The sequence below is a fragment of the Bowmanella denitrificans genome, from assembly GCF_039522935.1.
Taxonomy (GTDB): domain Bacteria; phylum Pseudomonadota; class Gammaproteobacteria; order Enterobacterales; family Alteromonadaceae; genus Bowmanella; species Bowmanella denitrificans.
The window spans coordinates 116,876-137,073 of the sequence record NZ_BAAAEI010000015.1 but is presented as its reverse complement, the minus strand read 5'-3'; the positions used below and the strand labels follow the sequence as shown (position 1 = coordinate 137,073).

The following is a 20,198-nucleotide window of genomic DNA, read 5'->3' as shown; positions in this document are numbered from 1 at the left end:
AGTAGACTCTGCCCCCAATGTTTTCCGCAATCCGGCTCAAATGTCAGATCTGGTCATTTCCCGGGTTGTCAGTGGCTTAGTAGCCTAACATTTTTCACAGACTGCGCTGTCAGTCGAAAACGTTACTCACATTCACAGGAGATAAACATGAAAGTAGCCGTATTAGGTGCTGCCGGCGGTATCGGCCAGGCATTGTCACTGTTGCTCAAAACTCAGTTGCCTGCCGGCTCTGAATTGTCTTTATATGACGTTGCCCCTGTGGTACCCGGCGTGGCCGTGGACCTGAGCCATATTCCTACCGATGTGAAAGTTAAAGGGTTTGGCAAGGATGACCTGAATACCGCACTGCAAGGCTGTGACATCGTCTTGATCCCTGCCGGTGTACCGCGCAAGCCGGGTATGGATCGTTCAGATCTGTTCAATATCAATGCTGGCATTGTGCGTAATCTGGTGGATGCCATTGCTGACAATTGTCCAAAGGCCTGCATCGGTATTATTACCAACCCGGTTAACACCACTGTGGCTATTGCCGCCGAAGCGCTGAAAGCCAAAGGCGTATATGACAAAAACAAATTATTCGGTGTGACGACCCTGGACGTTATTCGCGCCGAAACTTTTGTTGCTGAATTGAAGGGCCTGAATCCTGCCAACGTACATGTGCCTGTAATCGGTGGCCACTCTGGCACCACTATCCTGCCATTGCTGTCTCAGGTTGAAGGTGTGGAGTTCAGTGACGAGGAAGTGGCCAGCCTGACGCATCGTATTCAGAATGCCGGTACCGAAGTGGTGGAAGCCAAGGCAGGTGGCGGCAGTGCCACATTGTCCATGGGACAGGCGGCGGCGCGTTTCTGTTTGTCATTGGTGGCGGCCATGCGTGGCGAAAATGTGGTGGAATACACTTATGTTGAAACCAACAGTGATGATGCCCGTTTCTTTGCCCACCCTGTGCGCCTGAGCGCCAATGGTGTGGAAGAAATTCTGTCTTACGGCAAACTGAGCGCATTTGAGCAAAAAGCCAAAGAAGATATGCTGGGTGGCCTGCGTGGTGATATTCAACTGGGCGAAGACTTCGTCAATAAAGCCTGATAGCTGATTCAGCTATATTGCGAAAACCGGCCTGAATGGCCGGTTTTTTGTTTGAGGCAGGTGCTGATTAGTTGCGTTAACTTGCTTGCCAGCGCATCAGATTCAGAAACTCACGACGGTTTTTCGGTCCATAGGTCTGGAAGTGTGGACTAGGCTGATTGCGATAGTTTTCCCGGGTTTTAGCCAGCTTATCCTGGCGGTTGTGCAGCGCCACTTCCTGAGGTGATATCTGATAAGGTTTGCAGGCATTCAGGCCAAAGATCTTGGCTTTTAACTCAGGGGTCAGCGCTGGATAACCGTATTGCTCAACAAAAGCCTCGCTGATTTGAAAAGCACGAAAGGCCTGGATTTGATCCTGAGGGGAGCCATACCAGATAGAATCGGTGCCCCACAGCACATTGTTTTCTCCAACATATCTGAGTAATTTGCCTAGCAAGTGCGCAGCCTGTTCGGGGTGGCGCATCACAAAACGCCAGGTGGAGCCGAGTTCAGCATAGACATTGGTGTTAGGCGCCACCTGATTTTCCTGCAAAGAGCGGATAAGACTATCCACGCCGGCACGGTGTGAGCCATGGGTATACGCCCTTTCCTCCACGGATGGGTCAAACCCGGAGTGGTAGATGATAAAGTTTACATCCGGATAGCGTTTAGCTACCACGCCAATGTCGCTGCACAGACTGTGCTGGTATGACTGAGCACCAAACGGAATGCCTTTATGGATACAGATATTTTTAATGCCAAGCTGCCTGGCTTTTTCTATAAAAGCGATACCCACATCGTCATACAGAAAGAAGCCATTGCCATCTGGTCCCCATTGCGTATAGGTTTTCCAGGCGCTGACCTGCCATTTTTCGGCCAGTTCCTCCATGCCCTGCAGGTCGCCATCCTGATTAGGATTGACCCGTCCATGCAATAGCAAGCGCTGGTGGCCTTCCAACTCGTCAATGATGCGCCGGGTAGCATCAGCCTCCTCAATGGTTAAAGGCTCGCTGTGACGCATTGAGGGCACGAAAGACAGCACCATTATGTCTGTGTCGCTATCCAGGAACACGTCCTTGATAAATTGCCTGGGCCCCAGACATTGCAAGTAGCTCCTGTCGCCGGCCAAGTCAGCCAGTGGACAGTCAGCATATGGCATGCTCGAAAACGGCCTGGCATCCTGGGGGAGTTGATTCAGCCAGCGCCCATTGGGGTCAACGAAATGGCCCTGAATATCGAAGATAAATTCGTTGCCTGCTAGTGTGCTATCTGCCATTTGTGGTTCAAACGCACTAAGTTCAGACAGCGCATAAAAGCCACCATTAAGACCTTGGGCAGCGTTGACCTGGTTGGCACAAAGCAAAGTCAGAGCCGCGGCGCTGCTGGTCAGCATAAAGTCCCGGCGACTTAATCCCAGTTTCTTGCGGGTACTTTCGATACATTGACGGGCGAGAAAGTTAATACTTTCCTCTCGCTCACTCAGCCTGGGCGGACAAAATTCGCCGTTTGAGGTACTGTCCAGTTTGATCGGCAGGGAAGGCAGCGGTTTCATCTTCGACATCCTGATTGTGCAGATGCAGAAATAAAACGTTAGCAGTCATTGTTAGTTTTGCACAAATTTTGTTCTGCGAAGATCTTTGCCTGAAGGGACGGAGATCAGGCCATGCGTTCAACCGCAATAGCGGCCAATCCAATCAGGGCCTGTTTGAATTCATTGTCAGGAAGAGGGCTAAGGGCCTCAACAGCTTGCTGACTGGCTTCCAATGCTTTAGCACGGGTGTACTGTAACGCACCGGTCTGAGCCATGGCCGTCTGTATTTCTTGCAGGTGAGGTAAGCCGTCGCCCTGCTCAATGGCGCGTCGAATCAGCGCAGCCTGCTGTGCATTGCCATGCCACATAGCATAAAGCAATGGCAGGGTGGGTTTTCCTTCAGCCAGATCATCACCGACATTTTTGCCCATTTCTGCCGCATCGGCGGCGTAGTCGAGGATATCGTCAACTAACTGGAACGCGGTGCCGAGGTATTTGCCATAGTTCTGCATCGCCAGCTCTATCACCTGAGATTGGTCTGTCAGTACTGCAGCCAGTTGGGTAGCGGCTTCGAACAGGCGGGCGGTTTTACTGTAGATCACCTGCATATAGCTTTGTTCTGAGGTCTCTGGGTCATTGCAATTCATTAACTGCAATACTTCCCCTTCAGCGATAACGTTGGTCGCGTCTGAGAGAATTTCCATCACCCGCATACGTTTCAGGCTGACCATCATCTGAAATGAACGGGTATAGAGAAAGTCTCCTACCAGCACACTGGCCTGATTGCCGAATAATTCATTGGCTGTCTCGCGACCGCGACGCATGGTAGACTCGTCCACCACATCGTCGTGCAGCAGGGTGGCGGTGTGAATAAATTCAATAATGGCCGCTAGGGTGTGATGCGCTGTACCCTCAATGCCCAGCGCACGGGCGGCCAGTACAGTGATCAGTGGCCGGATACGCTTGCCACCGCTGTTGACAATGTAGAAACCCAACTGATTGATCAGCGCGACCTCTGAGCTTACCTGTTGCTGAATCAACTGGTTGACTGCCTGCATATCCTGTTCGGCAAGATCGCGTATCTGTTGGTTGTTCATTGGCACTGGGTACATCGACTGAAAACTGGCGGCATTTTTGCAGAAATTGCCGTACTGTTCCAGCGGGTTAAACCGAATCTCCCCAAACGTTGGCCGCAAAGCATTAATGTGGCTAAATTTATGGAGAATTGCTATTGCGATGCCTGCACACTTCACGTACAATTCGCGCCCTGTTTTAGAATTGTTGGCGTCCTGCGGGCGCAAAGAGCGGAGTTAAGTATGTACGCGGTTTTCCAAAGTGGTGGTAAACAACACCGTGTGGCTGAAGGCCAAACCGTTCGTCTTGAAAAGATTGAAGTTGCACCAGGCGAAACTGTCGAATTTGACAATGTCCTGATGGTCAGCAACGGTGACGACGTAAAGATCGGCACACCTTTTGTAGACGGTGGTAAAGTCAAGGCTGAAGTGGTAACCCATGGTCGTGGCGAGAAAATTAAGATTGTTAAGTTCCGTCGCCGTAAGCATTCACGCAAGCAGATGGGCCACCGTCAGTGGTTCACTGAAGTGAAAATCACCAGCATCAGCGCCTAAGAGGAGTACTGAAAGATGGCACACAAGAAGGCGGGTGGTAGTACCCGTAACGGTCGTGATTCAGAAAGCAAACGCCTGGGTGTAAAACGCTTTGGCGGTGAGTCTGTACTGGCTGGCAGCATTATCGTGCGTCAGCGTGGCACCAAGTTCCACGCGGGCACTAACGTAGGTTTGGGTAAGGATCACACTTTATTCGCTTTGTCTGACGGTAAAGTTCAGTTCGAAGTGAAAGGTCCTCAAAACCGTAAGTATGTGAGCATCGTTTCTGAGTAATCAGCGCTGCTAACGTACTAAAAGCCCCGCCATGCGGGGCTTTTTTATATGACGAAGAGAAAGGTGTTGCCCTGGTGGTGATAGTATATCGTCCTGACACACGTGGTAGCCTTCAATGTTTGCATCACGCCTTTCTGCTAAAGTATTCATATTGTCCTCATGAGGTTTAACAATGAAATTCGTAGATGAAGCCGAGATCCGTGTTGAAGCGGGTGACGGTGGTAATGGCGTAGTGGGTTTCCGCCGGGAAAAATACATCCCCTTTGGCGGTCCTGACGGCGGCGACGGCGGTGACGGTGGCAGTGTCTATCTAGTTGCTGACGAAAACCTCAATACTTTGGTGGATTATCGTTTTGAGCGCATTCACCGCGCTGAGCGTGGACAGAATGGCGCTGGTGGCAATTGTACCGGCCGTGGTGGCGCTGACCTAGAGTTGCGCGTGCCTGTGGGCACCAGGGCCTCTGATGTGGATACTGGCGAAGTACTGGGCGATCTGACCCGTCATGGCAAGCGTTTAATGGTGGCTAAAGGCGGCTTTCATGGTCTGGGTAACGCCAGATTCAAAAGCAGTGTAAACCGGGCGCCAAGGCAACAAACCAATGGTAGTCCTGGTGATATCCGCAACCTGAAACTGGAGCTGATGCTGCTGGCCGATGTTGGGTTACTGGGCTTACCCAATGCAGGCAAATCTACTTTCATTCGCTCTGTCTCTGCAGCCAAGCCTAAAGTAGCTGATTATCCTTTTACTACATTGGTTCCCAATTTAGGCGTGGTGCGGGTCGACAGCAATCGCAGCTTTGTGGTGGCTGATATTCCAGGTCTGATAGAAGGTGCAGCTGACGGCGCAGGGTTGGGGATTCGTTTCCTTAAGCATTTAGAGCGCTGCCGTATCTTGTTACATTTGGTGGATATACTGCCTGTTGATGGTTCAGATCCGGCACACAATGCCATGGCAATCATTGCTGAATTGGAAAAATACAGTCCGAAATTGGCGGCAAAGCCCCGCTGGCTGGTTTTCAATAAGGCCGATTTGCTGCTGGAGGAAGAGCTGGAAGAAGTCAAGCAGCGCATCATCGACGAGATGCAATGGACAGGTCCGGTGTTTTGTATTTCTGCTATCAGTGCCACAGGCACCGACAAGCTGGCACAAGAGGTTATGAACTATATCGATACCTTGCCGGCGGACGAAGAAAAGCAGCAAGACGCCATCAATGTCTCGTTTAATTGGGATACGCCGAACAGTGCGCATTCTGAAGAAATGGATGACGACGACTGGGATGATGATGACTGGGATGAAGACGACGAAGATGGTGCAGAAGTCATCTACAGGAGATAGCGGGATGCGTGTGTCGCTGATTGCGGCTATGGCCGAAAACCGGGTGATTGGCAAAGACAATGCTATGCCCTGGCATTTGCCCGCCGATCTTCAACATTTTAAACAGGTTACCCTGGGTAAACCTGTGGTGATGGGGCGAAAAACCTTCGAATCCATTGGCCGACCTTTACCGGGACGACACAATATTGTTATCAGTCGCGACACAGATTTTAAGGCGGATGGGATCACTGTGGTATCTTCTCCCGAACTTGCTGTGCAGGTTGCACAGCAAGGCGAGACGGAAGAGTTAATGGTGATTGGTGGCGGCGCTATATACCGGCACTTTTTACCTCTTTGCACACGCCTGTACATTACCGACATTGATTTGTTGGTGGAAGGTGATACCAGCTTTCCTGATTATATGGCTGAGGCCGAGTGGCGTGAGCTGGACACTCAGGTTCGACCGGCTGATGACGCCAATCCCCATAACCTGACGTTTAGAACGTTGGAGCGTATTTAGTCTGACATCGTCGATGAATGTTCCTGACTACATCGACATACGCCCGCCATGGATGGTGGAAGTGCAGAAAACGCACGACTCCATGGATGGAGGAGGTAGGGCGACTCAGGACACAAAGCCGAGGAGCAGTCTTTCTGCCCGTCTATCCCTGGACATCGTCGATGAATGTTCCCGACTACATCGACAATCGCCCATTCTGGACATCGTCGATGAGTGTTCCCTACAACATCGACATACCGTCCATCCCTGGACATAAAAAACGCAGCTGATGCTGCGTTTTTTATGTGGCTTTCAGGTTATTAAACCCTGAACTGGCGAATCGAGCCTTGCAGTTCATCTGCCAGACGCGCCACTTCATGGCTGGAGTCTGTTGTCTGTTCGGCACCGGTTGCCGTCTCTTCAGCAATGGCGACGATATTTTCCAGTTTCTCGCTGATTTCCTGCGACACCTGATACTGTTCACGCGCAGATTGCTCAATCTGGCTGGATACATCGTGTGCCTTGTGTACCGCGTTAGTAATCAAATCCAGGGCAGAGGTGGCTTTTTCAGTTTGTGTGACACACAGTTCTGCCTGCTGCTTACCTTGTTGCATAACCGACACGGCTTTTTCAGCCCCGGCCTGCAGCATTTCAATCATGGAGTGGATTTCCTGTGTGGACTCCTGAGTGCGGCTGGCCAGGGTGCGCACTTCATCCGCTACCACGGCAAAGCCTCGACCCTGTTCGCCAGCCCTGGCGGCCTCAATGGCGGCGTTAAGGGCAAGCAAGTTGGTCTGGTCCGCTACGCCACGGATAACATCCAGAATGCCACCAATGCTGGCACTGTCCTGGTGAAGTTTATTGATAACTTCGGCGGCTTTTTCCACTTCACGGGCCAATACCATGATCGTGCTTTTGTTTTCCTGAGAAATGGCCTTCACTTTCTCCGCTTCTGCATCAGCATGACGAATCTGGTTCAGTGTGTCTTCTGCACTTTGTGATACCAACTGCGAGGTACTGTTCATCTGCGTGGTCGCGGTAGCTACCTGAGCAATCTGTGACTTCTGCTCCTGAATTGAACGGGTTGTTTGGGAAGTCACTGCTGATGTTTCTTCGGAAGCCGCAGCCAGTTGTGTGGCTCTGGAGCTGATCCCGGAGATCAAGGCTTTCAGACTTTCAATCAGGTTATTACAGTTTGTTGCCAGCTCTCCAAACTCGTCTTTGGAGCTGTCATCCAGTTTTTGGGTCAGGTCGCCGGATGAGACCACATGCAGCATCTCATTCACTTTGTTCAGCGGTACGGTAATGGCGCGTACGCTGAAAAAGGCGATAGCGGCCGCAGCAAATGCGGAGATCAGCATAATCAGGTAGGTACTGGTAGTACCGCTGGCCACAGAGTCGGACACATCGCTTTTTACTCTGGCCGTAATGCTGTTGGCCTGCTTCAGTAAATTATCCAAGTCAGCGATACCTGAGGTGATATTGGCTTCTGAGTTTTGCAGCGCACTGACGGCGTCGGCCTGACGATTAAGCTTTTCTACCTGGCTTTTTAAAATACCGCCATTTGAAGAAATGGTATTGTCGATACTTTCCACCATTTCCAGGATTTCGGCCAGCATACCGCTGCTATCGCGCCCTGCTGCCGATTTTTCCATTTTTTCTGCACTACTCTTGGCATTGTCCAGCAGCAGTTTTAGTTCATTACCAATAGTCTCGGCCTTGGTTAGGTCTTCAGTGCGGCTGTACTGGTTGCCGACAGTCACCAACGACATCAAACCGGTTTCGAGCTCGCTACCGACTTTGGCTGCTTCTGCCAGCGGGCCATTACCCCGGGCCTGACTTAAATCCGAGAAGTCCAGCAGTAAGGTAGAGGTATCGTCTGTGTTATCTTCCAGGTCCGATAGCTGTCCGCCCAGCTTTTGTCCCAGCTCCAGATCAGCACGACGGTTATCAAACATGCGGGTAACATTGTTGTTGTAGTCGTTGTATACGCTTTCAACCCTGGCCAGGGTGGCCTTGAGTTCCTGCTGACTACTCACCGTCTGTTTAAGCTTCTGCATTTCTGTTTCAAAATTACTGCGACTGGATGAGAAACGTTGCAACGCATCATCAAGGCCAGATAATTCGGCTTCGTAGAAAGCCTCAAAGGTAATTCTGCCCATATTAACAAAAGATACTTTCAATGCGCTGCTGCCCTGAAGGGTAGGTAAGGCGAGGGTATTCACCTCTTCAGTGGCGCTGTCCACATCATTTAAATTAACCAGGGAGGAAATACTGACGACAAAAAGCAACAGAGTGATGATGGCAAAACCACCGATAACACGCATTGCTACTGTTAGATTCATACGGGCTCTCCAAACAAACGGCTCGAGACCTGCTGATTGTCACAAATTTGCAGTGTCAATTCACCTGAAAACCGACGGAAGGGTTATTTTTTACTTTTTGTTACTACTACAACAATAATCTAACTGATTGTATCGACGCAAAGAATTAATTCTATACCGGAAAAATCATGGTACGTTGCAAACAGTCCAAAATATAGCCTATTGATGACCAACGCGGTAAAACTTGCCACATTGAAGTTCGTAAAGACTCAATTGGCCGCCCCATATGTAGCCGGTGTCCAGCGCCAGGCATTGCGAATGGCCGGTCTTACCTTCAATGGCTGCCCAATGGCCAAACAGCACTTTGGCGTGCGGATGCAATTTAAGTTGAGGGTGACTAAACCAGGGAAAAGTACCAGGGGGAGACTGGTCTAAACCGGTTTTAGACTGGAAATCCAAATACCCCTTATCACTGACAAAACGCATGCGGGTCAGAGCGTTAATGGTAAAAACCAGCTTCTGGCTGCGGCTTTGGCAGTCATACCAGGCTTGTGGTTCACTGCCATACATGGAATCTAACAGGGTTTTCCAGTTGTCTGACTGTAATTCACTGGCCACCTGATTGCCCCAATACAGCGCGTCGCTGATACTCCAGCCAGGATACAAACCGGCATGACTCAACATGCATTGTTCATTAAGCAAGGTTGCCATTGGCCGGTGGCGCAGCCAGTCGGCGTATTTGGCACAGTCAGGGGAGTCCAGCAACTGATCAAACTTATCGGCGGGTTTAGGCTTTTTGATGCCGGCATAAACGGCCAGAAAGTGTAGGTCATGGTTGCCTAACACTGTGTTAAAACTGGCTCCCAGCCCGTCAAGGAATTGTAATGTTGCCAATGCGTCCGGACCGCGTCCAATAAGATCGCCAACCGCCCAAAGCTGATCATGCTCTGGAGTAAAGCCCGCCAGTTGCAACAATTGTTTTAACGGAGAGAGGCAAGCCTGCACATCGCCAACGATAAAGGTTGCCATATTCAGTTGATCAAATTAGGAACGGCCAAGCGAAAAATAGCGATGGGGGCCTGAAACCTTTCTCCATCCGGGCGTTGCATCTCATAGTATCCCTGCATACTGCCGACAGGTGTATCCAAAATAGCGCCACTGCTGTATTCGTAAGTCTCTCCCACGCCAATATGAGGTTGCTTGCCGACCACTCCTGCACCTGAGACTTCGCTCACTTTGCCGTTGGCGTCACTTATCAGCCAGTAGCGGTTGAGCAATTGAGCGGGCTCGTTACCCATATTAGTAATGCTGATGTGATAAGCGAAGGCAAACCTCTGTTGTGCAGGACTTGAACTACCGGGCAGATATTCGGTTTTCACCTGGATAACGATAGGACTCTTCACGCTTGGTCCAATGGTTTGATGCGATCAGACAGGGCTGCAAAATCTGCCAAACTAAGGTTCTCGGCACGAAGCTCTGGCTTAAGGCCTAATTCTTCAAAAGTGTTATCGTCAATCAGGTTACGCAGGCTGTTTCTGATGGTTTTACGTCGCTGGTTAAACGCCATGGCACAGACCTGATTCAAATTTTGCAAGCTTTGCACTTCGATTGGCTTCTGTTTGTGGGGTATCAGGCGAACCACCGCAGAATCTACCTTTGGTGCTGGTTTGAAAGCACCAGGCGGTACTTCCAGCACAGGAATCACCTGACAGTGGTACTGCGCCATCACCGACAGACGCCCATAGTCTTTACCGCCAGGACCGGCCGCTAAGCGTTTGACCACTTCTTTTTGCAACATAAAGTGCATGTCCTGAACCTGGTCGGCAAAGCTGAACAAGTGAAACATCAAAGGGGTAGAAATATTATATGGCAGGTTACCAAATATTCTCAGTGGCCGGTCTTGTTCTACCAACTGACTGAAATCAAACTTCAGCGCATCGCTTTCCACAATATTGAGCTTGGATGCAATAAAAGGGTGGGTGCGCAATCTGGCAGCCAGATCCCGGTCCAATTCCACCACGGTTAATTTGTCCACCTGTTCGCAAACCGGCTCGGTGAGCGCTCCCAACCCCGGACCTATTTCGACCAGATTCTGACCCGGCATCGGTGCAATTGCGTCGACGATTTGTGAAATAATATATTGGTCATGCAGGAAGTTTTGGCCAAATCTTTTACGGGCGGTATGCCCTAAATGTTGCTTACTCATTGACGAATTCCAGCCAGTTCAATGGCTCTGTGTAAAGCGACAGAAAAACTGCCAACATCTGCCTGCCCGCTACCGGCCAGATCCAAGGCCGTACCATGATCCACCGAGGTACGGATAAAAGGTAAGCCCAGCGTGATATTTACCGAGGCGCCAAAGCCTTTATATTTCAGTACCGGCAGACCCTGATCATGGTACATGGCCAGTACCGCATCAGCCTGTTGCAGATATTTGGGTTGAAAAATGGTATCGGCGGGTAGTGGGCCAATCAATTCTAAACCTTCTGCTCTTAGTTCATCCAACGCCGGGATGATCACATCCAGTTCTTCCCGACCTATATGCCCGCCTTCTCCTGCATGGGGATTCAGCCCACATACATAGATATTAGGGCGGCGAATTCCGAATTTTAGAATCAGGTCAGTATTGACGATATGGATAACCTTGTGCAGACGCTCACGGGTAATAGCTTTGGACACATAGGCCAGCGGGATGTGAGTGGTCGCCAGCACCACACGCAGACCTTCAGTAGCCAGCATCATCACCACATCAGGAGTGTTGGCCTGCTGGGCAAAATATTCGGTATGACCACTAAATGACACCCCGGCCTGATTAATAATACCTTTATGTACTGGCCCTGTTACTACAGCATCAAATTCACCACTGATATTTTTTTCACTGACCTGACGCAGGGTTTCCACCACATAGTGGCCGTTGTTGCTATCTAACTGCCCCGGCACTACTGTTGCTGTGACAGGAATGTCCACCAGATATGCCTGGCCGGGTTGCTGACTTGCTCGAACATCAGGGTCATACGGCAACAGTTGTAATGGCAGCCCTAACTGCGCCGCACGCTGCTGCAGCATTGCCCCGCAACCAAACAACACCAACTGGGCTGGCCATTGTTGTTGCAGTAGCTGCACAGTGAGATCCGGCCCGATACCGGCCGGTTCTCCGGGCGTGATGGCAATACGTACTGGAGGTAGACTCAAGCTATTACTCCAGAACGTCGATATAGGCCTCGTCACGCATCTCTCTCAGCCAGTTGTCGGTTTCTTCGGCAAACTTTCGGTTAAACAGCAACTGATAAGCCTTTTCCTGCTGCACCTTATCGGTGGCATCGCCAGTGCGCTTATCGATCAGTTGTGCCAAGTGCCAGCCGTGCACCGTGCGAAACGGTTGGCTTATCTCATCTTTTTCCAGGTTGTTGAGGGTATCGCGAAACTCCGGCACGTAGATATTCGGGTCAGCCCAGCCCAGCTCACCGCCCTTAAGTGCTGAGCCAGGATCGGCAGAATGCTCTTTAGCCAGAGCGGCAAAGTCTGCTTCACCAGCAAGGACTTGAGCGCGGAAGTCTTTTAGCATTTGTTCGGCTTTTTCTTCGCTCAGGATCACCGACGGTTTAATCAGGATATGACGAGCGTTGACTTCGGTTACTTCTACCGTTTGCACACCACGCAGGTCGATAATTTTAAGAATATGAAAGCCTGCGCCGCTGCGGATAGGGCCAATTAAATCGTCTTTCTTTTTACTGTGCACGGCTTCAGCAAATAGTGTGGGCATAGCGTTAATGTTCATCCAGCCCATATCACCGCCATCCAACGCCTTAGCACCAGATGAGGAGGCAATGGCAATTTTGGCAAAATCAGAGCCGTTGTTCAGCAGTTCCAAAACCTTGTCGGCCCGTTCGCGCGCGGCGTCAATATCTTCTGGAGTGGGCTCAGGAGGAAAGCCCACCAGAATGTGACCCAAATGGTATTCGGCTTGTTGCTGGCCTTGCTGTTCCATCAGTTTAACCAGGCTGTCAATTTCCTGCGGGGTAATATAAACACGGCGACGCACGTTGGCCCGGCGCACTTCACCAGTGATGAGCTCACGACGGATTTCTTCGCGGTAACTGTCATAGCTTATGCCTTCTTCTGCCAGTTTCTGACGCAAGGTTTCCACAGAAACACCTTCCTGGCGCGCGATGTTGCCAATGGTTTGTTCAAGTTGCGGATCGCTAATTTGAATGCCCATCCGCTCAGCCATCTGCATCTGCAGATTGGTCAGAATTAAGCGCTCTGTTGCCTGTGTGCGCAGGGCGGCATCTGAGGGCAGTTCCTGGCCAGAAGTCAGGGCATTTTTCTTAACCGACGCGACCAATTCTTTGATTTCACTTTCCAGTACCACACCTTGGTTGACGATCACCGCCACTTTGTCCAATTCAACCTGTTTGGCCTGGCCAAGCGTGCTTACCAGCACCAATGCCGAACACAATACTGCTTTTAATTTCATAGTTATCTTCATTAATTATGCAAAAAATATGGTTGCCTGTAGCCAAACAGACCTTCATCTAACATGGTGCGGGAGCTTTTCTTGCTGCCCACGCCCTTAAATACAAACTCTAACATGATGGAAGTATCAAACTCCTCTGTGCTTTGGCCACCCAATGCATCGAAGCGGTTGCTCAGGTAGCGCATACTGCCCACCTGAATAGCCCAGCAACAGGACTCATATTGTATGCCAGTGAAGCTTTCGATGGTACGTTTGCTATGCAGATCCTTGTACCAGCGTCCCACCCAGTGCCAATTTTGCGCCAGTGGCCAACTGGCGGTGAGGCCCAACTGATTGATTTCCTCGCCGGAAATATCTCGCACATACCTGTGGCTAATCTGTAACAACTTGTCTTCGCTAAGTCGGTAGTCCAGCGTCAGATTGCTGCGTTCTACTTTCTGGTTAGATGCAGACAGCTGTATCGCGGAGCGGGCCATCCATTTGCTGCTCAAGCGCCAATCCAGCTCCGCTGCCAGTGCAGAACGGTCATCTTCACGTCGGTATTCGGTGAGTCTGGTGGTATTGAAATAAAATATCTGTCCAAGACTAAGCTTGAATAACTCTTTATTTCGGGCGTCGAGCAACCTGGTTGTGACCCCCAATGTCAGATGATTGGAATCACTGATTCTGTCCAGACCAACAAACTCCTGACCTCTGAATAAGCCGGTGTAGTCGTTCAATAACCTGTTGCTGTCATACAGACCGATGGCATCCTGATTTTCATAGCTGGTATACAAATATTGAAATTTTGGCTCCAGTGTCTGAGTCATGCTGTCGCCAAAGAGTTCCGTTTGTTTTTCGAAATTGATGGCGCCGTAAATGCGCCCCTGCCCAAGCGTACGGCTGACATTCTCAGATAATGCTGAACCGTCCGGCAAATCCTGCCTGTACCAGGTTTGCAACACACTGGCTTCAGTCAACAACTCCCCCCAGGCGTTTTGCAAAGGCAGGCTTAGGGTAGGCATCAGATGCAGGCGGCTGGCCGAGGGGGTGTCGCTGCGACCATCTTCAAATCTGGCTAATTCACTGCGCAGACGGAAATTTAAATAGTCAGATAGTGCCTGGCGGTAATGTAACTTCAATTCCGGTACCGCACGGTAGGCACTGGGGTGATCACCAATGACCTCAAAGTCGCGTATTTCAGCGGAAAAATCCAAGGGATCTGAGAAGTAGTTTACTGCCAGGGTCTGATACAGATGGGTATCTCCCCGGTTGTAGTAGTCAGAACCCAGGTCGACAATATAATTGTCGTCACTCAGGCCATTTACCTGTGCACTGATTTGCCAGTTTTCAGACAGCTTACCCTGGTGCATAAAGCGGTAAAAATAGCGGGCATCGTCCGGCTCATAGCGCCTGTCATCAGCCAGATATTCCAGGTCCAACTGACCACTGTGGGCGGCTGTCAGATAACGAAACTCGGTTTTTAACTGTACCCCGCGGTCGGTCATGATTCTGGGGCTGATGGTGGCATCGTAGTTTGGCGCAATGTTCCAGTAGAAGGGTTGCTCGTAGCTGACCCCCACTTTGTCTGACGTGGACACCCTGGGAAACAACAGGCCGGTCTGGCGCTGATCTGTAACCGGAAACTTAAAATACGGAAGGTAGAAAACCGGTACACCACCCAGGTAGAACCGGGTATTGCGCGCCGTCCCCCAATTGTCATCTGGACTTAACTGCAGACTGCTGGCCTTGATAAGCCAGTCTTCGGCACCTGCCGGACAGGTTGAAAAACTCACCTCTTGCAATTCTAAGCCTTGCTGGCTATCCAACTGAATACTATCGGCCAGACCTCGTCCCTGAAAGCCCAGCATCTGATATTCGGTGTTTTCCAGCCGTAACTTACCTGAAGCCAGATTAATGTCGATCTGATCGCTGTTGACCTGAATCTGCTGGTCAGCAAAACGAATATTACCGTCGGCATGCAGTGCACGCTGTGTCTTGTCTATCCTGGCTCGTTGTGCCTGAATTAAGCCCTGCTCAGAGTTAATTTCGACATTGCCACTGAACAGCGCCAGGTTGTCCTGTTGGATCTCCGTTCTTCCTGCCTTGACATGAATATCCCCTGGATTGGTGACAGGAGCGTCTGGCAATATCTGCCGTTCGGGGATAGGACATTCCATCTGTTGCGCCGTTGCAGACGTACTTAGCAACCAGAATATGGCGAGGGGCAGGCGCTTTAGTCTCATAGGCGAATGGAAATCCCTTTGATAACAATCTGTGACATTTGCATGATGGCCAGATTTTAAGGGTTTCGACCAGTTTTACCAGCAGAGTTGCAGAAAAGCGGGCTTATAATATGTTTTTTTTTGTTTATTGGCCGCTATCGTGTTGATTGCTGCCCTGAAACCTAAGGGAATCCGCTTCAATTGCTCTGGGCGATTCGATATATTAGCCGCGCAACGGGCTTGCATAACCGATAGATACAAACAGTTTTTTGATGACGCTTAATTTCAACAAGGATATTGCGCATGCCCATCTGGGGTAAATTGCTAGGTACGTTTTTTGGCTTTATGTTCGGCCGACTACCAGGGGCGGTACTGGGTTTTATTGTTGGACACTTGTTTGACAAGGGCTATAGTCAGAATTTTGATCAGATGGGCGGCTTTGGGCGTTTTTTTGGCCAGGGCGATGATTTTAAGCGCCAGGCGGTGTTTTTTCATGCTTTGTTCGCCTGTATGGGACATGTGGCCAAAGCCAGTGGCACAGTCACCAATGAAGAGATTCAGATGGCCACCCGCTTGATGGATCAAATGGGACTGAGCGGTGATACCCGCAAAGAAGCACAACAGGCATTTCGGGAAGGCAAAGCCGCAGATTTTCCCATTAAAGATATTTTGTTGGAATTTCGCGAGTCCTGTCACGGGCGACGGGATATTATGCAGGTGTTTCTGGAGATCCTTATTCAGGCGGCTTATGCCGACGGCAGTCTGGATAGTGCAGAACAAAAAGTACTGGAGACAGCGGCCAGCCATCTTGGCTTTCGCAAACATGAACTGCTGTACTTGCTGTCCGTTTACGAAGCCGAACTGCGTTTTCGTACCCGCAGCCATCATCGGCGCACCTACAGCCATTCTGGCCCTAAGCAGAGTTATACTGACGCCAATAGCCTGGAAGACGCCTACAAGATTCTGGGGGTAAGTAAAACCGATGATATGGCGCAGATTAAAAAGACTTACCGCAAGCTGATGAGCGAAAACCATCCGGACAAACTGGTGTCCAAAGGCCTGCCAAAGCAAGCCATGGAAATTGCTAAAAATAAAGCCCAGGATATCCAGGCCGCTTATGAATTAATTCGTAAACAGCGCGAAGGTTAAGCGGAGCGGCAGTTTTTCAATCGCCAATGGTCAGGGTCGAAGGGTCATCGGTTTGAATGTAGATGGCCCGGAATTGTTGCCCTTCGCCAGCGTCTGCAGCATGGTTCATAAACACGTAGTTTTTATCAAATTCGCTTAAGTCCGACAGCTCTTCTTTGCTGACGTCGGCATCATAGGAAAACTGTACGACACAAATTCGCCCGGCACAGGCATATTCCTCGCCAAACACTCTGCCCCCCAGCTTGTTGGTTAGCTGCTCGAACAGTTTGATTTCCCTTTCAATACTGGCCTGGGATTTTTGCATAGCGCTAATGTTGTCTACCCATTGATGAAAGTCGGAGTGTAGAAAAAAGCCATTTAGTGAGGTTTTGGATAAAGTATTATCGGGGTATATAAAGCTTTGGTTCAGCGCTTGTTCTGAGCTAAAACGGCTTGGATCCAATGAAGCCTTATTCTGCCAGGTTACGCTGCTTAGAGGCTCTGCCAGGGTATCAGGGGAATCAGGTTTTGACGGTGTGCTGCTAGATAATGCAGCTGAAAAGCTTGGCTTCGAAGGCAAAGATGGGGAAGGACTTTCACTATCTGAATTATTCAATTCATTTTCAGTTACTAAGCCGGGTTCATTAGTGTTTAGCGCTACATAAGTACCTGCCGCGACGACTAACGCAATGCTAACTATTAAAACGGATTTCATCTGCTGGGCGTCCAATGCCAAAAACGAGCAAACAGAATAGCGCGTTGTTAAATAAAAAAACAACGCCTGTCTGGTTGTTTTTTGGTCGTCAGAACGTCTGCGGTAACAACGTAGCTTTTTCCAGGATCACCGGCTCTACCGGCACATCTGGCCAGCCCCAGGTAGGATGGACCTGCGTTTCTACGGCGGCAATTTTGTCCAGCACCTCTGTGCCTTCTACTACCCGGCCAAATACCGCATAGCCCCATTTTCGACCCGGATCGAGGCTGGGGTTATCATTCATATTGAAAAAAAACTGACGGCCGGCGGAATGGGGATCGTTCTCCCTGGCCATGGCGATAGTATACAGCTCATTCTTATTACCATTGCCCGACTCGTTAAAGATGGTTTTCATCACCGGCTTGGTATTAAAGTCCTTGTCGTAGCCGCCGCCCTGCACCACAAAGTCCTGAATAACACGGTGAAATATTGTGCCTTCATAGCTGCGTTTATCCACATACAATAGGAAATTATTGGTGGTAATGGGGGCGCTGGCGCGGTCCAGTTCAACTACAATACTGCCCATATTGGTATCTAACTTAACCCGTGGAAACAGATTGCCTTTTTGCAGCTGTGAGCCGTCATCGGCGGCCAGTGTTAAGGTAGAAAAACACAAGATAAGTGCGGCTATCATCCGATACATGACAATCCTCCTTAGTTTTTAAATGCAGATAAGATAACGAATTTATTATTGACTGCAACCTGGCGGCAGCCACCAAACAACCGTTTCAGTTTGTCCTGATAACCTAAATGGCGGTTGCCGACAATCCGCAGCTCTCCGCCTGAACGCAAATAACGCCGGGCGTCATTGAACATCTGCCAGGCAATATGGTCGGTAATGCGTTGCTGTTGATGAAAGGGCGGATTACACAGCACCAGATCAACCTGCTGCTGTGGCACCTGCTCCAGGCAATTGCTGGCGATAAATTCACAGTCGTTAAGTTTGTGCGGCAGGTTATGTTGTACGTTCAGCCTGGCTGATTCGACGGCCATAAATGACTCGTCAACAAACAGCAGTTTAGTCACTGGTGCGCGGGCCAGCAGGCTCAGTCCCAGCACGCCATTGCCACATCCCAGGTCGATTACCCGCTTATTGCTGGCATCCGGAAGGTGCTGTAGCAGAAAGCGGGCACCGATATCCAATTGCGCTCTGGCAAACACATTGGCGTGGTTGTGTATCTGCAATGTTGTGCCTTCCAGTGGCCAGATATCTGGATAGGGCGAAGGCACTGGAGTGCGCGTTTGCGGTTGGCAAAACACTAATCTGGCCTTCTTTTTGGCCAGCGAGGTGTGGGTTGACCCCAGGTATTTTTCAAATAAGGCCAGGGTGGATTTTTGGATCTGATTGGCCTTGGCACCAGCAATGATGCGGGTGTTGGCATCAACCCAGGGCTGTAACTGAATTAACTGGTGTTCCAGCAGTGCCAGGGTTTTCGGGATTTTCATCAGCACCAGATCGGCTTTGCCTTCGGGTAAGGTCAGGCTGTCATAAAAGCTGACCTTATGGGGGGCGATATTGTTGTCAGCTAAATTTTGCTGGCAAGCCAGTCTGGCAACCTGAGAGTCGCTAATCCAGGATGGTGACCAATGGGCAAGAAAACAGCTTAATGCACCGCAGTCATCATTGAATATCAGTAATCTGGCCGGTTTGGGCTGCGCTTGCATTTGTTCAAGCAGTAACTCATCGGCAGCATCCCAGGCCTGTTCATTTTTGTCCTGCAGGCGGGCTGGGTAGCGATGCAGCTTAAGGCTATGGTCATTTGCGGTTAGAATTACCTTCATGATACGGCAGATCTCTTTGAGGCTTTTGTGCAGCAGTCGTTATTCGATACCGGTGTAATCACCTTACCTCAGGCTGAGTTGGACTATAGACCGGATTTCCTTGACCAGTGCAGTGCTGACGGATTGCTGCGTTGCTTTCGTGACAGTCTGGCCTGGCGTCAGGATCATATCAAACTCTACGGCAAAGTGGTGAAAATCCCCAGGTTGCAAGCCTGGTATGGGGATGCTGGCACACAATATCGTTATTCCGGATTGACCTTGTCACCAGAGCACTGGACTGCCGAGCTCAGCGCACTAAAACTGGCATGTGAGCAAGCCTGCGGACAACGCTTTAATGCGGTCCTGGCGAATTGGTACCGTAGTGGCGACGACAGCATGGGTTGGCACTCAGATGATGAGCCTGAACTGGGGCGCAACCCGGTGATCGCCTCTGTGAGTCTGGGGGTCTGTCGCAACCTGGATTTCCGCCATAAAGGTACCGGGCAAACCCACAGACTGCCGCTGCAACACGGCAGTTTATTGATCATGTCCGGGCCGACGCAAAGCCATTGGCAGCATGGAATTGCTAAAACCCGCAGGGTGATTGGCGAGCGTATCAATCTGACCTTTCGTTATATCTATTGCTGATTTCACTGCGGGCTTTTGGCCAGAGGAAGGTTATAAATGGCTATATATCCTGTCAGAAAAAATATATCTCGAAGGCTCAGACGGTTATCATAGCCAGCCTGGAATTTGGTTGTAACCTTGGTGGCGAAGACTAAATTTAAACCTGTAAGGGACACACATCCGTGGCAAGAATGCCCTCAAGGGCTGGCCACAATTAAGTAGTATACAGGGGTTGAGAGATGAACATTCAAAACACTATCGAAGAAAAACTGTTGACACATTTTCAGCCGGCTTATCTGGAAGTCATTAATGAAAGCCATCAGCATAATGTGCCTGCTGGCGCTGAAACCCACTTCAAAGTGGTGCTAGTCTGTCCTTCATTCAACGGTGAGCGTTTGATCAACAGACACAGAGCGGTGAATGCCGTACTTAAAGATGAATTAGCTAATCATATTCATGCCCTGGCCTTGCATACCTATACAGATAGTGAGTGGCAAGGTTTATATGGCGGGGCGCCAGATTCGCCAGCCTGCCTGGGCGGCTTGAAACGAAAAGTGTCTTAGGACACTTTTTTTATGTCTGTTGACCGGCTCGCCGTTCCATTCCGGTAAG

At 50.2% G+C, this 20,198-nt stretch carries 21 protein-coding genes; 9 read left to right on the top strand and 12 right to left on the bottom strand.

The genetic code is table 11. The features are described 5' to 3' along the window. Positions 1-147: 147 nt before the first annotated feature. Positions 148-1,086 (top strand): malate dehydrogenase, encoded by a 939-nt coding sequence (gene mdh, locus ABD028_RS14195; protein WP_343845758.1) that lies wholly within the window; start codon positions 148-150, stop codon positions 1,084-1,086. A gap of 76 nt (positions 1,087-1,162) precedes the next feature. Here mdh and ABD028_RS14190 read toward each other — a convergent pair whose 3' ends face one another. Together ABD028_RS14190 and ispB are read right to left on the bottom strand one after the other, a co-directional pair. Continuing rightward, positions 1,163-2,617 carry an amidohydrolase family protein gene (locus ABD028_RS14190; protein WP_343845756.1) on the bottom strand — a complete coding sequence of 485 codons (1,455 nt, stop codon included), beginning with the start codon at positions 2,615-2,617 and terminating at the stop codon, positions 1,163-1,165. A gap of 104 nt (positions 2,618-2,721) precedes the next feature. Continuing rightward, on the bottom strand, positions 2,722-3,693 hold the full coding sequence (gene ispB / locus ABD028_RS14185) for an octaprenyl diphosphate synthase (protein ID WP_343845755.1): 972 nt from the start codon (positions 3,691-3,693) through the stop codon (positions 2,722-2,724). A 219-nt stretch (positions 3,694-3,912) separates the two neighbouring features. On the opposite strand from ispB, the gene rplU reads away from it, so the two are divergent. From rplU to folA, 4 genes are all read left to right on the top strand, one after another. Then, positions 3,913-4,224, top strand: a complete 312-nt coding sequence (rplU, locus tag ABD028_RS14180) for a 50S ribosomal protein L21 (RefSeq protein WP_102797543.1) — start codon at positions 3,913-3,915, stop codon at positions 4,222-4,224. A 15-nt stretch (positions 4,225-4,239) separates the two neighbouring features. Then, on the top strand, positions 4,240-4,497 hold the full coding sequence (gene rpmA, locus ABD028_RS14175; protein ID WP_102797516.1) for a 50S ribosomal protein L27: 258 nt from the start codon (positions 4,240-4,242) through the stop codon (positions 4,495-4,497). 172 nt (positions 4,498-4,669) lie between these two features. Then, positions 4,670-5,833 carry an Obg family GTPase CgtA gene (gene cgtA / locus ABD028_RS14170; RefSeq protein WP_343845753.1) on the top strand — a complete coding sequence of 388 codons (1,164 nt, stop codon included), beginning with the start codon at positions 4,670-4,672 and terminating at the stop codon, positions 5,831-5,833. Further along, a complete protein-coding gene (folA, locus tag ABD028_RS14165; protein ID WP_425542113.1) occupies positions 5,790-6,332 on the top strand; it encodes a type 3 dihydrofolate reductase in 543 nt (180 codons plus the stop codon). The genes cgtA and folA overlap by 44 nt, the downstream gene beginning before the upstream one ends. Positions 6,333-6,631: 299 nt before the next feature. On the opposite strand, the gene ABD028_RS14160 is transcribed toward folA, so the two are convergent. The 7 genes from ABD028_RS14160 to ABD028_RS14130 all read right to left on the bottom strand — a co-directional run bounded on the left by ABD028_RS14160 (position 6,632) and on the right by ABD028_RS14130 (position 15,337). Next, entirely contained in the window at positions 6,632-8,656 is a 2,025-nt protein-coding gene (locus ABD028_RS14160; protein ID WP_343845750.1) for a HAMP domain-containing methyl-accepting chemotaxis protein, read from the bottom strand. 198 nt (positions 8,657-8,854) lie between these two features. After that, entirely contained in the window at positions 8,855-9,664 is an 810-nt protein-coding gene (locus ABD028_RS14155) for a symmetrical bis(5'-nucleosyl)-tetraphosphatase (protein WP_343845749.1), read from the bottom strand. Positions 9,665-9,666: 2 nt separating this feature from the next. Beyond that, a complete protein-coding gene (apaG, locus tag ABD028_RS14150) occupies positions 9,667-10,038 on the bottom strand; it encodes a Co2+/Mg2+ efflux protein ApaG (protein ID WP_343845748.1) in 372 nt (123 codons plus the stop codon). Then, a complete protein-coding gene (gene rsmA / locus ABD028_RS14145) occupies positions 10,035-10,841 on the bottom strand; it encodes a 16S rRNA (adenine(1518)-N(6)/adenine(1519)-N(6))-dimethyltransferase RsmA (RefSeq protein ID WP_343845746.1) in 807 nt (268 codons plus the stop codon). Before rsmA ends, apaG begins: the two co-directional genes overlap by 4 nt. Further along, positions 10,838-11,827 (bottom strand): 4-hydroxythreonine-4-phosphate dehydrogenase PdxA, encoded by a 990-nt coding sequence (gene pdxA, locus ABD028_RS14140; protein ID WP_343845744.1) that lies wholly within the window; start codon positions 11,825-11,827, stop codon positions 10,838-10,840. The genes rsmA and pdxA overlap by 4 nt, the downstream gene beginning before the upstream one ends. 4 nt (positions 11,828-11,831) lie before the next feature. Further along, positions 11,832-13,112, bottom strand: coding sequence for a peptidylprolyl isomerase SurA (gene surA / locus ABD028_RS14135; RefSeq protein ID WP_343845742.1), 1,281 nt, complete (start codon positions 13,110-13,112; stop codon positions 11,832-11,834). Between the two features lie 11 nt (positions 13,113-13,123). Beyond that, on the bottom strand, positions 13,124-15,337 hold the full coding sequence (locus ABD028_RS14130; protein WP_343845741.1) for an LPS-assembly protein LptD: 2,214 nt from the start codon (positions 15,335-15,337) through the stop codon (positions 13,124-13,126). 282 nt (positions 15,338-15,619) lie between these two features. On the opposite strand from ABD028_RS14130, the gene djlA reads away from it, so the two are divergent. After that, positions 15,620-16,465, top strand: coding sequence for a co-chaperone DjlA (djlA, locus tag ABD028_RS14125; RefSeq protein ID WP_343845740.1), 846 nt, complete (start codon positions 15,620-15,622; stop codon positions 16,463-16,465). Positions 16,466-16,481: 16 nt separating this feature from the next. On the opposite strand, the gene ABD028_RS14120 is transcribed toward djlA, so the two are convergent. After that, positions 16,482-16,769, bottom strand: a complete 288-nt coding sequence (locus ABD028_RS14120) for a hypothetical protein (protein WP_343845739.1) — start codon at positions 16,767-16,769, stop codon at positions 16,482-16,484. A 64-nt stretch (positions 16,770-16,833) separates the two neighbouring features. Between ABD028_RS14120 and ABD028_RS14115 the strand changes: the two genes are divergently transcribed. After that, positions 16,834-17,109 (top strand): hypothetical protein, encoded by a 276-nt coding sequence (locus tag ABD028_RS14115; protein WP_343845738.1) that lies wholly within the window; start codon positions 16,834-16,836, stop codon positions 17,107-17,109. A gap of 138 nt (positions 17,110-17,247) precedes the next feature. Here ABD028_RS14115 and ABD028_RS14110 read toward each other — a convergent pair whose 3' ends face one another. Together ABD028_RS14110 and ABD028_RS14105 are read right to left on the bottom strand one after the other, a co-directional pair. Beyond that, complete coding sequence (locus ABD028_RS14110) at positions 17,248-17,841, bottom strand: peptidylprolyl isomerase (protein WP_425542112.1); 594 nt, start codon at positions 17,839-17,841, stop codon at positions 17,248-17,250. Positions 17,842-17,852: 11 nt separating this feature from the next. Then, positions 17,853-18,980 (bottom strand): methyltransferase, encoded by a 1,128-nt coding sequence (locus ABD028_RS14105; RefSeq protein WP_343845737.1) that lies wholly within the window; start codon positions 18,978-18,980, stop codon positions 17,853-17,855. Between the two features lie 27 nt (positions 18,981-19,007). Between ABD028_RS14105 and ABD028_RS14100 the strand changes: the two genes are divergently transcribed. Beyond that, positions 19,008-19,607 carry an alpha-ketoglutarate-dependent dioxygenase AlkB family protein gene (locus ABD028_RS14100; protein WP_343845736.1) on the top strand — a complete coding sequence of 200 codons (600 nt, stop codon included), beginning with the start codon at positions 19,008-19,010 and terminating at the stop codon, positions 19,605-19,607. Positions 19,608-19,825: 218 nt separating this feature from the next. Then, entirely contained in the window at positions 19,826-20,149 is a 324-nt protein-coding gene (gene bolA, locus ABD028_RS14095) for a transcriptional regulator BolA (protein WP_102797503.1), read from the top strand. Positions 20,150-20,198 lie beyond the last annotated feature (49 nt).

Bases quoted from the DNA above. Each gene is read 5' to 3' on its own strand.
- mdh (WP_343845758.1), top strand. From the start codon at position 148: ATGAAAGTAGCCGTATTAGGTGCTGCCGGCGGTATCGGCCAGGCATTG.
- ABD028_RS14190 (WP_343845756.1), bottom strand. From the start codon at position 2,617: ATGAAACCGCTGCCTTCCCTGCCGATCAAACTGGACAGTACCTCAAAC.
- ispB (WP_343845755.1), bottom strand. From the start codon at position 3,693: ATGAACAACCAACAGATACGCGATCTTGCCGAACAGGATATGCAGGCA.
- rplU (WP_102797543.1), top strand. From the start codon at position 3,913: ATGTACGCGGTTTTCCAAAGTGGTGGTAAACAACACCGTGTGGCTGAA.
- rpmA (WP_102797516.1), top strand. From the start codon at position 4,240: ATGGCACACAAGAAGGCGGGTGGTAGTACCCGTAACGGTCGTGATTCA.
- cgtA (WP_343845753.1), top strand. From the start codon at position 4,670: ATGAAATTCGTAGATGAAGCCGAGATCCGTGTTGAAGCGGGTGACGGT.
- folA (WP_425542113.1), top strand. From the start codon at position 5,790: ATGAAGACGACGAAGATGGTGCAGAAGTCATCTACAGGAGATAGCGGG.
- ABD028_RS14160 (WP_343845750.1), bottom strand. From the start codon at position 8,656: ATGAATCTAACAGTAGCAATGCGTGTTATCGGTGGTTTTGCCATCATC.
- ABD028_RS14155 (WP_343845749.1), bottom strand. From the start codon at position 9,664: ATGGCAACCTTTATCGTTGGCGATGTGCAGGCTTGCCTCTCTCCGTTA.
- rsmA (WP_343845746.1), bottom strand. From the start codon at position 10,841: ATGAGTAAGCAACATTTAGGGCATACCGCCCGTAAAAGATTTGGCCAA.
- surA (WP_343845742.1), bottom strand. From the start codon at position 13,112: ATGAAATTAAAAGCAGTATTGTGTTCGGCATTGGTGCTGGTAAGCACG.
- ABD028_RS14130 (WP_343845741.1), bottom strand. From the start codon at position 15,337: ATGAGACTAAAGCGCCTGCCCCTCGCCATATTCTGGTTGCTAAGTACG.
- djlA (WP_343845740.1), top strand. From the start codon at position 15,620: ATGCCCATCTGGGGTAAATTGCTAGGTACGTTTTTTGGCTTTATGTTC.
- ABD028_RS14120 (WP_343845739.1), bottom strand. From the start codon at position 16,769: ATGCAAAAATCCCAGGCCAGTATTGAAAGGGAAATCAAACTGTTCGAG.
- ABD028_RS14110 (WP_425542112.1), bottom strand. From the start codon at position 17,841: ATGTATCGGATGATAGCCGCACTTATCTTGTGTTTTTCTACCTTAACA.
- ABD028_RS14105 (WP_343845737.1), bottom strand. From the start codon at position 18,980: ATGAAGGTAATTCTAACCGCAAATGACCATAGCCTTAAGCTGCATCGC.
- bolA (WP_102797503.1), top strand. From the start codon at position 19,826: ATGAACATTCAAAACACTATCGAAGAAAAACTGTTGACACATTTTCAG.